This is a genomic window from Jejuibacter sp. L23, assembly GCF_050815825.1.
Taxonomy (GTDB): domain Bacteria; phylum Pseudomonadota; class Gammaproteobacteria; order Enterobacterales; family Enterobacteriaceae; genus Jejubacter; species Jejubacter calystegiae.
Genome location: NZ_CP138199.1, coordinates 1,088,278 through 1,101,227 on the forward strand (window position 1 = coordinate 1,088,278; position 12,950 = coordinate 1,101,227).

The 12,950-nt window shown below is 53.3% G+C and carries 12 protein-coding genes and 3 pseudogenes; 9 read left to right on the forward strand and 6 right to left on the reverse strand.

Annotation, left to right across the window (positions count from 1 at the left end):
* Window positions 1-80: 80 nt before the first annotated feature.
* Window positions 81-1,421: a carbohydrate porin gene (locus SCU88_RS04990; protein WP_175339332.1), complete on the forward strand. Its 1,341-nt coding sequence runs from the start codon at window positions 81-83 to the stop codon at window positions 1,419-1,421.
* A 130-nt stretch (window positions 1,422-1,551) separates the two neighbouring features.
* Here SCU88_RS04990 and SCU88_RS04995 read toward each other — a convergent pair.
* Window positions 1,552-1,704 (reverse strand): annotated as a pseudogene (locus SCU88_RS04995) (DUF4942 domain-containing protein); the annotation flags it as partial.
* Between SCU88_RS04995 and SCU88_RS05000 the strand changes: the two are divergent.
* From SCU88_RS05000 to SCU88_RS05010, 3 genes and pseudogenes are all read left to right on the forward strand, one after another.
* A pseudogene (locus tag SCU88_RS05000) lies at window positions 1,700-1,831 on the forward strand (IS3 family transposase); the annotation flags it as partial. The pseudogenes SCU88_RS04995 and SCU88_RS05000 overlap by 5 nt on opposite strands.
* 79 nt (window positions 1,832-1,910) lie before the next feature.
* Window positions 1,911-2,219, forward strand: a complete 309-nt coding sequence (locus tag SCU88_RS05005) for a hypothetical protein (protein WP_175339334.1) — start codon at window positions 1,911-1,913, stop codon at window positions 2,217-2,219.
* Between the two features lie 182 nt (window positions 2,220-2,401).
* Window positions 2,402-3,013, forward strand: coding sequence for an ankyrin repeat domain-containing protein (locus SCU88_RS05010; protein ID WP_431810090.1), 612 nt, complete (start codon window positions 2,402-2,404; stop codon window positions 3,011-3,013).
* A 7-nt stretch (window positions 3,014-3,020) separates the two neighbouring features.
* Here SCU88_RS05010 and SCU88_RS05015 read toward each other — a convergent pair whose 3' ends face one another.
* Window positions 3,021-3,566, reverse strand: a complete 546-nt coding sequence (locus tag SCU88_RS05015) for a hypothetical protein (RefSeq protein ID WP_175339336.1) — start codon at window positions 3,564-3,566, stop codon at window positions 3,021-3,023.
* A 383-nt stretch (window positions 3,567-3,949) separates the two neighbouring features.
* Between SCU88_RS05015 and SCU88_RS05020 the strand changes: the two genes are divergently transcribed.
* Window positions 3,950-5,218, forward strand: a complete 1,269-nt coding sequence (locus SCU88_RS05020; RefSeq protein WP_175339337.1) for an amino acid permease — start codon at window positions 3,950-3,952, stop codon at window positions 5,216-5,218.
* A gap of 26 nt (window positions 5,219-5,244) precedes the next feature.
* A pseudogene (locus tag SCU88_RS05025) lies at window positions 5,245-5,562 on the forward strand (DapH/DapD/GlmU-related protein); the annotation flags it as partial.
* An 83-nt stretch (window positions 5,563-5,645) separates the two neighbouring features.
* On the opposite strand, the gene SCU88_RS05030 reads toward SCU88_RS05025, so the two are convergent.
* From SCU88_RS05030 to SCU88_RS05045, 4 genes are read right to left on the reverse strand one after another with little or no spacing between them, the layout of a single operon-like run.
* The gene (locus SCU88_RS05030) at window positions 5,646-6,479 is read right to left on the reverse strand and encodes a helix-turn-helix domain-containing protein (protein ID WP_175339339.1); all 834 of its coding nucleotides are present in this window, start codon (window positions 6,477-6,479) and stop codon (window positions 5,646-5,648) included.
* A 4-nt stretch (window positions 6,480-6,483) separates the two neighbouring features.
* Window positions 6,484-8,250 (reverse strand): FUSC family protein, encoded by a 1,767-nt coding sequence (locus SCU88_RS05035; RefSeq protein WP_175339340.1) that lies wholly within the window; start codon window positions 8,248-8,250, stop codon window positions 6,484-6,486.
* Between the two features lie 34 nt (window positions 8,251-8,284).
* Entirely contained in the window at window positions 8,285-9,142 is an 858-nt protein-coding gene (locus SCU88_RS05040; RefSeq protein ID WP_138095931.1) for an efflux RND transporter periplasmic adaptor subunit, read from the reverse strand.
* A gap of 13 nt (window positions 9,143-9,155) precedes the next feature.
* Complete coding sequence (locus SCU88_RS05045) at window positions 9,156-9,362, reverse strand: DUF1656 domain-containing protein (RefSeq protein WP_138095932.1); 207 nt, start codon at window positions 9,360-9,362, stop codon at window positions 9,156-9,158.
* A gap of 256 nt (window positions 9,363-9,618) precedes the next feature.
* Here SCU88_RS05045 and SCU88_RS05050 point away from each other — a divergent pair, with 256 nt between their 5' ends.
* From SCU88_RS05050 to SCU88_RS05060, 3 genes are read left to right on the forward strand one after another with little or no spacing between them, the layout of a single operon-like run.
* Complete coding sequence (locus SCU88_RS05050; RefSeq protein WP_138095933.1) at window positions 9,619-10,878, forward strand: MASE1 domain-containing protein; 1,260 nt, start codon at window positions 9,619-9,621, stop codon at window positions 10,876-10,878.
* A 2-nt stretch (window positions 10,879-10,880) separates the two neighbouring features.
* The gene (locus tag SCU88_RS05055; RefSeq protein ID WP_175339341.1) at window positions 10,881-12,170 is read left to right on the forward strand and encodes an MFS transporter; all 1,290 of its coding nucleotides are present in this window, start codon (window positions 10,881-10,883) and stop codon (window positions 12,168-12,170) included.
* Window positions 12,170-12,949 carry a DUF4105 domain-containing protein gene (locus SCU88_RS05060; RefSeq protein ID WP_175339342.1) on the forward strand — a complete coding sequence of 260 codons (780 nt, stop codon included), beginning with the start codon at window positions 12,170-12,172 and terminating at the stop codon, window positions 12,947-12,949. Before SCU88_RS05055 ends, SCU88_RS05060 begins: the two co-directional genes overlap by 1 nt.
* Window position 12,950 lies beyond the last annotated feature (1 nt).

The following is a 12,950-nucleotide window of genomic DNA, read 5'->3' on the forward strand; positions in this document are numbered from 1 at the left end:
GGTCGGCGTACCCGGCTGATTCAACTACATCTTACCGGGAATAATTCATAGACCTGGACCATAAACAGGCGGTGAAAAACATGAAAAAACTCATCAAAAGCGGCACGATGCTGCTGGTTTTACTACATCCTTTGCTGGCAATGGCCAACGATACGCTTTTTTCTCCAACAGCAAAAAATATGACCGGAGAGTGGGGAGGTGTGCGTACGGATCTACGTCATCATGGCTATAATTTTACGCTGGAATATAACTTTATGACAGCTACGAATTTTTCCGGCGGTTACGATCGCGATAAAACCCTACGCTATAGCGACCAATATATTCTTGGCGTAGATATGGATCTGGAAAAGATTTTTGGCATTCATAACAGTGAATTTAAAGCGTCGGTGAATAATCGTAATGGCAGAGATTTGACCCAGGATCGTCTTCAGGACCCGCGCGCGCCGGTAATGGGCTCTGGTGTACAGAGTAACTACGGCCGGGGACAAACATGGCATGCGACGCAGTTTTGGTTCAAAAAAAACTGGTGGGATAAAAAGCTGGATCTCAAGGTGGGCCTGATGCCACCAGGGGAAGATTTTGATAACAACGGCTGCTTTTTTCAAAACCTGTCGCTGTGTGGTTCTTTAGCCGGACACGGCAGCGGCGTCTGGTATAACACCCCCATAGGCCAGTGGGGCGGTCGCATTAAATACAGTCCAACCCCGATGCTTTATCTCCAGGCGGGTGCATTTCAGTACAATCCTAACTACGCCACCCGCCATGGAAGCTTCGAGCTGGATGGAACCGGGCATCTGGGATACATGTACCTTTTTGAAGTGGGATACTTACCCGTTTTCGGCGCAGCAAAACTTCCTGGCGTATGGAAAATCGGGGGATGGTATAACACGGCAGATGCGAATGATGTCCTGGATGACGGCAATGGCGATCCCTATGTTCTTACTCACCAGGCCGCCCGACGACACGGAGGTCGCTACGGCGGTTATCTCTATGTCGTCCAGCAGATGACCCACTCGATCCGTCATCGACAAAATGGCCTGAGCCTTTTCGGGCATCTGGCAATGAATGATAAAGAGACGGCGACAATGGACTATCAAATACAGGTCGGTGCCATTTATAAAGGGCCTTTCGCCAGCCGTCCGCAGGACTTTATCAGCTTTGGCGTCAGTAAAATGCATGCCAACGACAGAGTTGCCCGTCGGGCGCAGCTCCTTAACCAGATGCGGGGAATCGATGATTATGATAATCCCCTGTATGTCCCGGTTCGCAAAGCCGAATATGTCGCAGAGTTGCATTATAGTTTTCGCCTTACTCCCTGGATGACTGTGCGCCCTAATCTTCAATTACTCGCTCATCCTGGAGGAAGTGAGGAGATTAAAGACGCGTGGGTTTTCGGAAATCAGGTGGTTGTCAAATTCTAATAAAGCAGGCCGCCACCGTCTGGCCGCCCGTATAGCGTCTAAAAAAACAGGGAGCCAGATGAGAAATCCTCGGACTTCTTTTTCTTTAAATGCAATTGGGGTCAGGTAAGAATTTGCTTTCCAGCTCTCTTCATCTTGCTGTCAGCGACTTCGGATAGTGCCGTGCGATGATGGCCTTCAGCTTATCGACCAGATCAGGCTGCCGGGAAGAGATATGAGCGGTTCCCTTCTGAAAGTATTTGAGCGTAAACATCACGTCCTCGTAACGATTGCTGTACCGGTTGCTGAAGCAGGGCAGAACCGTTTACCACTGGCAGAGTCGGCGTGACGATCGGGCGATAACCTGGCGTATCCGGGAGATAGCGGAAACCCGGATACGCTATGGCTGTCTGCGTATTCATATTCAGCTATGACGGGAAGTCTGGCTAATTAACATACTCAAAACATTTTGGTACTATGCCGCCTTTATGGTGGTGATTGAAATGAATAATGAACCTGTTTAACACAATAAAAAGATCCTTCATGCTCTCTCTAAACTACAGTGAGCAAGATTCAAAGTGGGATTATTTTGTTCTACTGGTCTTTCAAATTCTGTGGTTTGCCATCTATTTCTTCTGGCTGTCAGGGGATTCGCTTTCTTTTCTGCTGTTGATTGTTTTTATCCTGCCGATTGTTTCGGCCAGTCTGCGCTGTCTTAATTACCTGAACAGAACCAAAGCTATTGGTTTTTTGTGGCTGATATCCCCTTATTTGATGGTGATATTGCCTTTGCTGTTAACTAAGAAGCATCAGGAATAGCCTGGCCAGGCTATTCATTTCCCCACTGTCTCTTATTGCCATATTTAATTTTATCCTTGCCTGTCTCGCCACTATCCTGTCATGGGGCGTTATCATTAAGTTTGCGGGGAGGCGTAATGGTCACAAAACGGTTATCCACAGGATTAGGGGGTGTCATTGCGCTCTTTGCTTCAATGACCGCTATGGCTGAAGGTGGTGCGGCGGAGCGCCTGTTGTGGGAAGCGGCGCAGCAGGGGAGCGCCGCTCAGGTGCGCAAAGCGCTTGAGCATGGCGCCGATGTGGAAGCCAGGGATAATACCGGCGCCACGCCGCTGTTGATCGCCACCCGTCACAATCATGTGAATGCGGCGAAGGTACTGATCGACGCGGGGGCCGACGTGAATGCAAAGGACAGGATTCATGATAGCCCTTACCTCTATGCCGGGGCCCGGGGCTATAACGCGATCCTGCGAATGACGCTGGCACACGGCGCCGACCTGACCAGTACCAATCGCTATGGCGGCACGGCGTTGATTCCTGCCGCGGAGCGGGGTCATGTGGAAACCGTTAATCTGCTGATAGCGGCCGGTGTCGATGTTAACCACGTGAATAATCTGCACTGGACCGCGTTGCTTGAGGCCATTCTGTTAGGAAACGGCGGCGTCAGTCACACTGCTATTGTTCGGGCATTGATTCAGGGAGGTGCGGATGTGAACCTGGCGGATGGCGATGGCGTTACGCCGCTTAGTCATGCCCGGCAGCGTGGCTATAAGGATATCGAGGCGCTACTGGTGCGCGCCGGTGCCCGGGAGTGAGTCGCGGTTACCTGATAAAGTGATAGCGCCAGATCCTGGCGCCATAATCGTTCACGCGTTTTTGAACGTAGAGTTTTCTGGCTTTACGATCGATTTGGTCTTTCTCCGCGCACAGCTCTACATAGCGCTGAAGGTCACGATCGTAGTAGCCGATTCCGACGGGACAGTTTCCTGCTTTACCTTTGGATGGCCCAGGATAAAAGAGAGTGAATTCCACCCGGTCATTGATTTCCCGGCTCGCTGTCAGATATATCCAGACCTGGGGCACCGGCCATAGCGTCAGATTACACAGGAGAAAGGTCCAAAAAAAGGTTTTGAACAGCGCCATGCTGCTCTCTGTAAATCCCGGTCCTCGTAAGAAATGCAGCGAGGTGAGCCCCAGCGCCAGCAGGCTGGAGAACGTCAGGATATATAACCACAGCCATGAATTTTTCTTCAGGAAGACCTCATTGCTGACGCTGTTCGATGAGACGAACCATGCAGACCAGAAAGCAATAACAATAAAAAGTAGCAGGTTATATGTTTTATAGTGCTGGTATCGGTTGAATTTCATCCATTCTGCCAGAGAGTTATCTCATTTGTTACAGGTTATATCGAAGATAGCTTATGGTATCAATCCCGGGAAAGAGGCAGTGTTGAAGCCGTTTCGCTGCCCGGTTTTCCTTGCTGCGTCACGAACCGATAATGCAAAAATAATACTTTCCCCTTTCAACACTCTGTGGTAATTAAATAAATGTTGGTTTTTTCTTAATTATTGCCTGCCCGGTTTTTGAAAAGAATTACCTCTGTAAATAACAAAAATATTTCATTTTTAACCAAAAATTAAAATATCGGCAGGAAAATAATTATTTTACTGACATTTTTTTCGGAACCGTTTCTGGTGCCGGTAGTATTTATTTCCCTTTGCTGAAGGGGCTTAATTGGTGAAGTTCAGACATGACAACCCAAATTGACGTTGCAACCCCCCCTGATACTCGCGCTTCGTGGACGTTAAAAGACGCTATCTGGATTCTTGGACTGTACGGCACCACGGTAGGCGCCGGTACGCTTTTTCTGCCGGTAGAGGTCGGCACCCGAGGGCCGCTGGTCCTTATTCTGATGCTGGTGCTGGGGTTACCACTGGCCCTGATTCCCCACGTGCTGTTGTGCCGGGTCTATATGCGTGAATCGCAGGTGGATAACGGCACCCTGCCGATCTTCGGTTCCTTCTTTAGTGGCCGCGGCGAACGGGCCATTATGCTGTTTTACTGCGTGACCTTTTTCCCGGTGACGCTGGTGTATGGTATTTCGCTGGTGAATGCCCTGAACGATTATTTCAGCACCCACTTGCACCTTGGCATGATGAATCGCGGCCTGCTGTCGTTTATTGTTATCGCCGGACTGTATGCGGTACTGAATAAAGGCCGCGACAGGGTCGTGGGTACCATGAGTGCGCTGGCGCTGCCCTTTGCTTGCGCGATTCTGTTTATCGCATTGATTCAGATTCCGTTATGGGACTTCAGCCATCTGACCCGCGCTTTTCATCGCAGCAATGATATGCCGCTGGCAGAGTCTTTTAAAAATATCTGGTTAACGTTGCCCTTAATCACCTTTTCGTTCTGCTGCGCGCCGCTGATCTCGCCGCTGGCGTCTTATTACCGGGAAAAGCAGAACGGCGGTGAACAGAAGGCCGTACGGATGATTCGCCTGGCCTATGTGGCGATCTTCTTCAGCATTATTTTCTTTGTACTGAGCTGCGTATTAAGCATCTCCCACGAAACCTTCGTCAGCGCTAAGGCGCACAACCTTAACGTGCTGTCGGTGATTGGCGGCGATGGCGGCTACCGGGCGGTTTACTTTGTCGCGCCCTTTATCGCCATTATCGGTATGATGAAATCTTTCCTGGGCGTCAGCCTTTCAGTGGCTGAAACCTTTACCCGGCTGCTGACCCCGCGCGCTGACACACCTGCGGCGAAGAAGCGCGGCAAACTGCTCGCCTTCCTGGTGATGTTCGGTATCACCTTCGGTGTGGTTTACGCCGACCTGGATGCGATCACTCTGATCGAGACCATCTGCGGGCCGCTGATTGCCATCTTACTGTTCCTGATCCCGACCTGGCTGATATACACCCGCCAGGAGTTGCGTGCGCTGCGTGGTTTTACCGCTGCGATCGTCGTCTTTAGCGGGCTGGCAACGCTCTCGGCGCTGTTTTACGCCATGGTTTAAGCGTGCCGCGCCACTGGACGCTATCTCTGGATGGCGCACGGGTGAGTATCGGCAACCACGTTTTTATCGCCCCCAATGTGGGTATCCACACCGCGGGCCATCCGCTGGACGCCAAACGGCGTAATGCCGGCCTGGAGTATGCGCTGCCGGTGACTATTGGCGATAACGTCTGGATTGGCGCCGGGGTTACGCTGGTTCCCGGTGTCTGCGTAGGAAATAACAGCGTGATTGGCGCTGGTAGCGTGGTCACCCGGGATATTCCTCCTGACGTGGTGGCGGCGGGAAATCCGTGTCGGGTGATAAGAGAGATTACGGTTGAGGATGCTGCCCGTACCCGGTTCTGAGTCTTTATAAAAAAAAGCCCCTCAAAAAGGAGGGGCAAAAGCATCCGGAGGGACGGAGGCATAGCGCAGTGGCGACGTAAAAACTATCCGCTATGATGTTTTCGGTAACTTTCCGGCGTGGTGCCGGAAATTTTGTTAAACATCCAGATAAACGCCGAAGAGGTGCTGTAGCCCAGGGTCAGAGCGATATCCTGGATACTGGTATCGGTTTTCAACAGATTGACGGCGCGAATAAAGCGCAGGCGCATCCGCCAGTCGCGAAATGACATGCCCATCTCATTCTGAAAGCGGCGGGTCAGGGAGCGATCCGAAATATAGACGGTTTCGGCCCACTCCTTCAGCGTTCGGTTATCGCCGGGATTGTCCTGTAGCTCGTTGATGATCGGCAGCAGATATTTATCGCCGCTGGCGGGGATAAAATTATCCAGCGGGGGCTGACGGGACAGTAACTCTACCAACACCTCTGCCATTTTGTAGTCCAGTTCGCTCTCAAAACCTGACAGATTACGCTGAATAAAATCTTTGATGATGGCCTGAGCAACCTCGGTTAATTCGATAATGCAGGCGCGTTCCGGTAACTTGTGGGCTTCCTGTGCCGGAACGGCGATCGAGCAGTAGTTAATGGCGGGTTTGTTATAGCTGGCGTGGTGGACATGGGCTGGAAGCCAGATGGAATACTGCCACGGTGAAATCAGCTTATTCTGACGGTGAACTTCAATTTCCATCGTTTCGGCCTGATTCCCGGTAAGTTCGACTTCCATAACGCCTTTGTCGATGAAATTTAGCTGTCCCCAGGCGTGTTCATGAGGGGCGATTTCAGTATGGGCGTTAATCTTCTGACTCTGGAAATGCAATCGGCTGGGGGGCGTGGTCCAGTCGCTTAGCAGTGAGTCGCTATAGTGCTCAATTTTCTTCATGTTGCTACCTGATGTCCCGCTGCACTGAAAGTAAGATTCGCCAGGCGCTGAGCGCCACCGGGTAACTTTCAGGGCTGCTGTTTTTAATGCCCGCCATCGCGTGCAAATAGTGTATATGCTCGTTTGCGCTAATGGAGAAATCGCCACGTTTAATCATTCCGCTAAGCAGTACGGAAAGCGGTGCCAGGCCTGCCGACTGTTGCTGGTGGCGGCTGACGTGAAAACACAGCAGATAGAGCGACGCAAGGTTCATCAGCACCCGGAACTCACGCCCGTCGCTGTACAAGGTGCTGCTGCGCGCCTTGCTGGCCCGATCGTGAAATAACATCATTTTGCGCAGCATATTAGGATTTCCTTTACCAATCGTGGCATGGATGTCTTTTAGCATGGCGATCGTCAGCTCACGAAAGTGGTTACCGTGCTTTTCGGGCAGAACCAGACACAGCGTCAGACCCGCGATCAGAACCCCTGCGAGAGCGCCCAGTGAGTTATCCATAAATCGCGCATAAAGAAATTGTGGGCTGTTTTCCGGCGGCACCACAAAGTAGAAGGTGGTCAGTAAGGTAATACCACGCATTATCCGCACGGGCTTACTGAGCATCAGGCCGCCGTAAATCAGTAGCGGTAGCTGCGCCACGAAATAGAGCCATGACCAGTGCCCTGCGGCAGTGGAACTGAATATCAGACTGTCGTACAGATAGCCCAGCACAATGCCCTGGGTCGTGCCGTTTAGCGCCTCAATAGAAACCGGCAGCGGCGTTGGGATGGCGCTACACAGAATCAGGTAGACCACGCCTAACGTCAGCATGGTGGCGCCGCCCTGCCAGCCGCTGTAGTACCAGAACAGCAGCATGAGCGAGCAACCAGCCAGAGTGCGAATTCCGCGGCGTAGCGCCGGATAGAAAAAAGCGTGTTCCCGGAATCGCCAGGTACGCTGCGCGGTGGGGGCGGGGGCAGATAGCCCATGACGGCGAAAGAGCAGCAGTTCGTTGAACAGCGTTCGGTAATCGTGGGCGAAGCGGGCCATATCCGACGTGACGAAGCGTGCGGCGTTAGCGTAGAAAGTCATCAGCAGCGTTTTCGCCAGGAAGCTGTCCAGCCGGTGCGCCTGAACGGCATTCAGCGCCGCTTCATCTTTGATGTAATTACGGTTGCTTATCAGCAGCGACAGGGCGTCGAACAGGCCTTTGATTTTACTGTCATCGACGCTAACAGCCTGTTCAAAATGGTGCATCAGGGTACGGGCGCGTTTATAAATCCGCCCCACCCGGTAATCGAGGTTCAGGGCTCCGTAATTCGGGTAGATGACTGACGAACTCACCAGCATGATCGCCAGACCCATAGTGACACTGGTCGCCCGATACAGCAGCGTGTGCCAGGCCTCGTCCGGCGCTTCGAGTATCGCGAAGCCGACGAACGCGAAGGTATAGCCCGCCAGTTGATAAAGGTACATCCGATCCGAATGGACCAGGCTTGCCAGCATGGTGGTTAGCACAAACCACAACAGGGTGCCTGTCAGAAAGGTATAGGGCGCTTCCGGGAACAGTACCGCCAGTACCAGACCGAAGGCGACGCCTGCGGCTGTGCCAAAAATACGGTTACGCGCTTTTAAATAGAGGCCGCCGATAAACGACTGTGAGACGACAATTGCGCTCATAATAGCGGTAGAGGCGCCGTCCATTTCGAACAGAAACGAAATATACTGAATCAGCAGAATGGTAATAGATAGCTGTACTACCCGGGCGATTCTTATTTTCCATTCATTATCCATAGCGACTTCCGAACGTTAATGCGGGTGACTGGGGTTATATCGAGAGGTCGATTGTGCATGTCATTCCTGACACCAGGACCACGCCATGCGTGGATGATTTATCCAGCCGGATCCTGACGGGTATTCGCATGGGCAGTCGCACCCATTCAAAGGTCGGATTCACGTTGTGTAGTTTGCCTTCACCACCGCTATTGCTGTAGTCGTTAATTCCCCTGGCGATACTTTCCACCTGGCCGCGAATGCTAATGTTGCTGTCCAGCAATTTAATCACAGCTCGATCGCCACTCTTAATATGGTTAATCTGGTCTTCCTGAAAATAGCCGTAGACATAGAAACTGTCGCTATCGACCAGTGTCAGCACCGGATCGCCGGTTTTTATATAGTCGCCTTGCTGGATGGTCTGATTGGTGACATAACCGTCCACGGGCGATCGCACCTGGGTTCTGGCGAGTTGAATGCGCGCCATACGTAACTGTGAAGCGATACGTTCGTAGTCGGCCTGGGCCTGGCGATAGCTCTGGCGGCTGTTGCTGACCTCCTCGCCGCTAACCAGCGATGGGCCAAGGCGGGCGCGACGTTTAGCCATTTCGCTCATCTGATCCATTTTTGCCCCGGCCGAGCGCAGTGCGGCCTCCTTTTCCGCCACCGTTACCGCATAGTCGCTGGGGTCGATTTCAAACAGCAGATCGCCTTTGTGGACATACTGGTTATCTTTAACGTTAAGGTGCAACAGACGGCCATTGACCTCTCCCGAGAGCACCACCACATCGGCGCGGATCCGACCATCACGGGTCCATTTTTGTCCGGTTTCATGCTGCCACGCCAGAAAGATGACCAGCACGGCAAGGGCGCAAAAAATCAGCGTAAAGAGGATTTTCTTAAAGTTATTCATAATGTTATAGAGGTTATGCGATGATTATTTCCGCTGTCAGGTAAATAGCGGTGGTGACCAGACTATAAAGCGCGAAACAAAATAGAGGACGGTGCCATATTGCCTGCCAGAGTGGTGTTATCGCCAGCAGGCAAATAATTATTCGGTATGCGGTGTAACCGAAAATAATGACGAAAAAAATCAAAGGGAATGACATGCCAAACAGGATGTAATCACGCATTTTTACTGACCACAGGTAATAAGGTTCAGGTTTATTATCGCCAGGTAAAGCATCGTCTGACTGATGTGAAGCAGTATGCCACGGCCGTATCTGGCGATATAACGAAGTAGCGACAACCCATACCGAAAAGCAGACAAGATGTTCGTATGGATGAAAGCGCAGCGGTTTTTCCTCTGGCGTACTCTCAATCCTGACGCATGTTCTAAGCTTAATGGCGCTACGGCTGTTTTCCTGAAACCTGACACTGGAGGCTTATGTGTCTTCTGGGCGCCTGTATTTATCGCTGGCTATCTGGTGCGCGCTCTATTTTGCCACCGGCTATCTTTCCCTCTATCTGGATGACCCGATCAGTCGGGTGTCACTGGTCTGGTTCCCGGCTGGTATTGCGGTCAGCGCATTTTTAATCGTTGGGCGCCCATACTGGCTGGTGCTATTTGTCTTGTTATTTATTGTGCGCACACTGCTGGATGTGACGATGCGCCATACCCTGGAAACTTCACTTATCCACTCAGCCATTTCGCTGACCAACGATATCGCTATCGCCTGGTGCGTTCGGCGGCTGGCCCGGCCCAACGATCGACTGCATGCAGTGCTTATCTGGCTGCTGGCAACCCTGTTGGTCAGCGCCATCGCTGCGCTGCTGGGCTGTAGCTGGCTGGCGATGCGTCATGAGATCGACTTCCGTCAGACCGTATGGATTTGGTGGGCCGCCAATGTGGTTGGCACTATTTTGATCACCACTATTGTGATGGGGCTGTGCTGGAAGCCGGAACCTTTTACGCCGGGAAGGTGGCTGGTGGGCGGCCTGCTGTGGCTGCTGTTATGCGCCAGCGCCTGGTATGTCTTCCATCAGCCTATTGGCGGTCCGCGCGGTCAGGCTGAACTGTTTGGCCTGGCCTGCATTCCGGTGGTGCTGATGATTGCGATCCCTGTGTTGGGGGGAAACCGGATGGGAGCGTTTTCTCTACTCTGTTTTAGCGCCATCGTGATCTACTACTCCTGGCAATGGCTCGGGCCCTTTTTTATACCCGGACTGCGCCACGGAGAGCCGCTGCTACTGGCTCAGTGTTACCTTTCCGGTACCGCGTTGCTACTGAGCTTTGTCTATATACAGAAGCGTATAGTGGCGGACAGGCAGCAACAGCAACGACAGGGGCCAGGCCACGGACGGGCGGCTTACTATCTGGAGCCGGAAAGCGGGCACCTGGCCTGGGATGAAAATATTGATACGCCGCTCAGCCAGCAGCTTTCTGGGATCGATCGTGTGGATCAGTTGCTGGCGCTGCTCAGCGCGGAGGATCGTGAGGCAATACAGGCGCGCTGGCAGGCGGCCCGACACGGAGAACTACCCGACGATATCTTTCACTTCCATCTGACATTGACGCCGTCCCATCGGATACCGCTGCAGGAAAGTAAGCTGGTGGCGTTACGCGGACCAGAGGGAATGGCGCTGGTCGGCTACTGGGATGAAGTATCACACAGTAAGGTATCCATTCACCGACACCGGGAGGCCTGACGATGCTACAGCTTGCACTGTTACTGACCGGTGCCGGATTCGTCCGGCGCAATGCGCCGCTCCTGGGCATTCTGGGACTACTGTGGGGGGGATTGGGAGTCTCGATTTTCATTGATGGGTTACAGGGCGAGCGCCACTTTCCACTGCATATCTTTGGGATCCTGCTACTGCTGGAAAGCCTGGCGACGCTGATGCTGGCCCCGAGCGGCGTTGGGACTCAGAAGGCGGTTTTCTACTTTAAAGGCGGCATTTTCTGTTTTGTGGCGCTGCTTATTCTTTCCGGGCGCGAGAGTAGCAATGTGCTGCTGGCGATAGTCTTCGGCTTTGCCTTCTTTATTACCGGCCTGTTTGTGATGGCTTCCGCCTGGGTGGTGCGCTATCAGCACTGGCGGCAGGCTTTTTGCGGCGGCTTTGCCCAGTTACTGTTCGGGCTGTTTCTGTTCTTCCCTTATCCCACTCACCATCATGGCACCGTTTCACAGTTTATCGGGATGATTATGATCCTGGGCGGGATTCAGTGCCTGCGCCTGGCGCTACGGGCCTTTCGGCTGCGTGATGGGGTGTCGGTGTTTACGCTGCTGGCTCCCGGTGGGCTGCTGCCTGAACAGGAGGAAGCGGCACCTGAACCTGGAGAATCGACGCCTGCCAGCGATTCACTGATTGTGCATATCTGGACCCCGGCAGGATCGGCGGCCAGCCCGCCGGTGCCTCGTCCGGTGTTTAACCGCTATATTGCAGCGGTTGATGCCAGCGGGGTCATCTCCACCGGCCATGCCGCGCTGGAGATGCCGCCGGATCTCTATATCAGCCTCTATCCGGCGCAGGATATCGATCGCTCGCCGTCAGAATTCTTCAACACGCTGAAGGCGATTCAGGAAAATAATGTGGTTGGGCAGTTTCAGGAGAGTTACCCCAGCGAGGCGGCGGCGTGGTGCGAATCCGATCGCAAAATCATATTCCATGACTTTAACCCCGAAGCGCTGCGTCGCTATTGGGCGGGTTACCGCAAGGTGGAGATCTATAACCTGACCTGGCGTAACTGTTCGAGCAGCGTGGTGTACGGCCTGGAAGCCGCGCTGGATGGTGTACTGGCCCGGCGTTGCGGCTGGCTGGGCTTTCTGCGGTTGTTCCTGATCCCTGAACTGTGGATTGCCGCCCAGTTGCGCAAGCGAGCCATGACGATGGCATGGACCCCTGGGCTGGCGCTGGATTACGCTCGGGCGCTGCATGCTATTGTGCATCCGGTGCGGCTGTCGTGGTTTCGTCGCCGACGTCAGGATGAAACGCCCTGATGGCGCATAAAACAGGTTCTGAAGCCCCATGGCTGGTGGAGTATTCGCGCCTGGCAACGGTTCACTGGCTGGATAGCGACTGCTTTCAGGTCAGCGATATGCGTAACTTTCGCTATCGTGGGGTGGGGGATCCCCTGGCAGCCTGGGATGACCGCTGCTTTCGGCTTAGTGAGGTGACGCAGACCGATCTGGTGCTCTCCTACTGGGGTGGCAACGCCATCGCTCACGTTTTTCTGAGCTTTGGATTTAGCAACGGGGAGTGGCTGGCTGTCTCGATTGAAACCCGACGTCGACAGAATCAGCCATGGTCGGCCTTTGGCGGTTTTCTGCGTAACTATCCGGTCATTTATGTGGTGGCGGACGAGCGCGATCTGATCGGCGTGCGTAGCGATGTGCGCAGGGAGCGGGTCTGGCTCTATGGGCTGACGCTCACTCAAGAGCAGCGCCAGCGGTTACTGCGTGACTATCTGCTGCGTATTCAGCAAGTGAACGCTCATCCCGAGTGGTATAACACGCTGTTTAATAACTGCACCACCAATATTCTGCATCACGGCCGGGCGGTGTCACCGGCGGTGAAATATGACTGGCGGATACTGCTGAGTGGCTATGCCGATCGCTACTGCTACCGTATGGGGCTGCTGGATACCCGGCTACCCTTTGAGATACTTCGCCAGCGCAGTCGTCTGATTCGCCCGGAAGATGCCTGTATCGACGACGATTTCTCGCAGGATATCCGGCGTCAGCGGGCGTCATCTTTCTTACCTGAGATAAAGGAGTAAG

Bases quoted from the DNA above. Each gene is read 5' to 3' on its own strand.
- SCU88_RS05035 (WP_175339340.1), bottom strand. From the start codon at position 8,250: ATGGATAATGAATGGAAAATAAGAATCGCCCGGGTAGTACAGCTATCT.
- SCU88_RS05040 (WP_138095931.1), bottom strand. From the start codon at position 9,142: ATGAATAACTTTAAGAAAATCCTCTTTACGCTGATTTTTTGCGCCCTT.
- SCU88_RS05005 (WP_175339334.1), top strand. From the start codon at position 1,911: ATGAACCTGTTTAACACAATAAAAAGATCCTTCATGCTCTCTCTAAAC.
- SCU88_RS05010 (WP_431810090.1), top strand. From the start codon at position 2,402: ATGGCTGAAGGTGGTGCGGCGGAGCGCCTGTTGTGGGAAGCGGCGCAG.
- SCU88_RS05060 (WP_175339342.1), top strand. From the start codon at position 12,170: ATGGCGCATAAAACAGGTTCTGAAGCCCCATGGCTGGTGGAGTATTCG.
- SCU88_RS05055 (WP_175339341.1), top strand. From the start codon at position 10,881: ATGCTACAGCTTGCACTGTTACTGACCGGTGCCGGATTCGTCCGGCGC.
- SCU88_RS05020 (WP_175339337.1), top strand. From the start codon at position 3,950: ATGACAACCCAAATTGACGTTGCAACCCCCCCTGATACTCGCGCTTCG.
- SCU88_RS05015 (WP_175339336.1), bottom strand. From the start codon at position 3,566: ATGAAATTCAACCGATACCAGCACTATAAAACATATAACCTGCTACTT.
- SCU88_RS05030 (WP_175339339.1), bottom strand. From the start codon at position 6,479: ATGAAGAAAATTGAGCACTATAGCGACTCACTGCTAAGCGACTGGACC.
- SCU88_RS05045 (WP_138095932.1), bottom strand. From the start codon at position 9,362: ATGCGTGATTACATCCTGTTTGGCATGTCATTCCCTTTGATTTTTTTC.
- SCU88_RS04990 (WP_175339332.1), top strand. From the start codon at position 81: ATGAAAAAACTCATCAAAAGCGGCACGATGCTGCTGGTTTTACTACAT.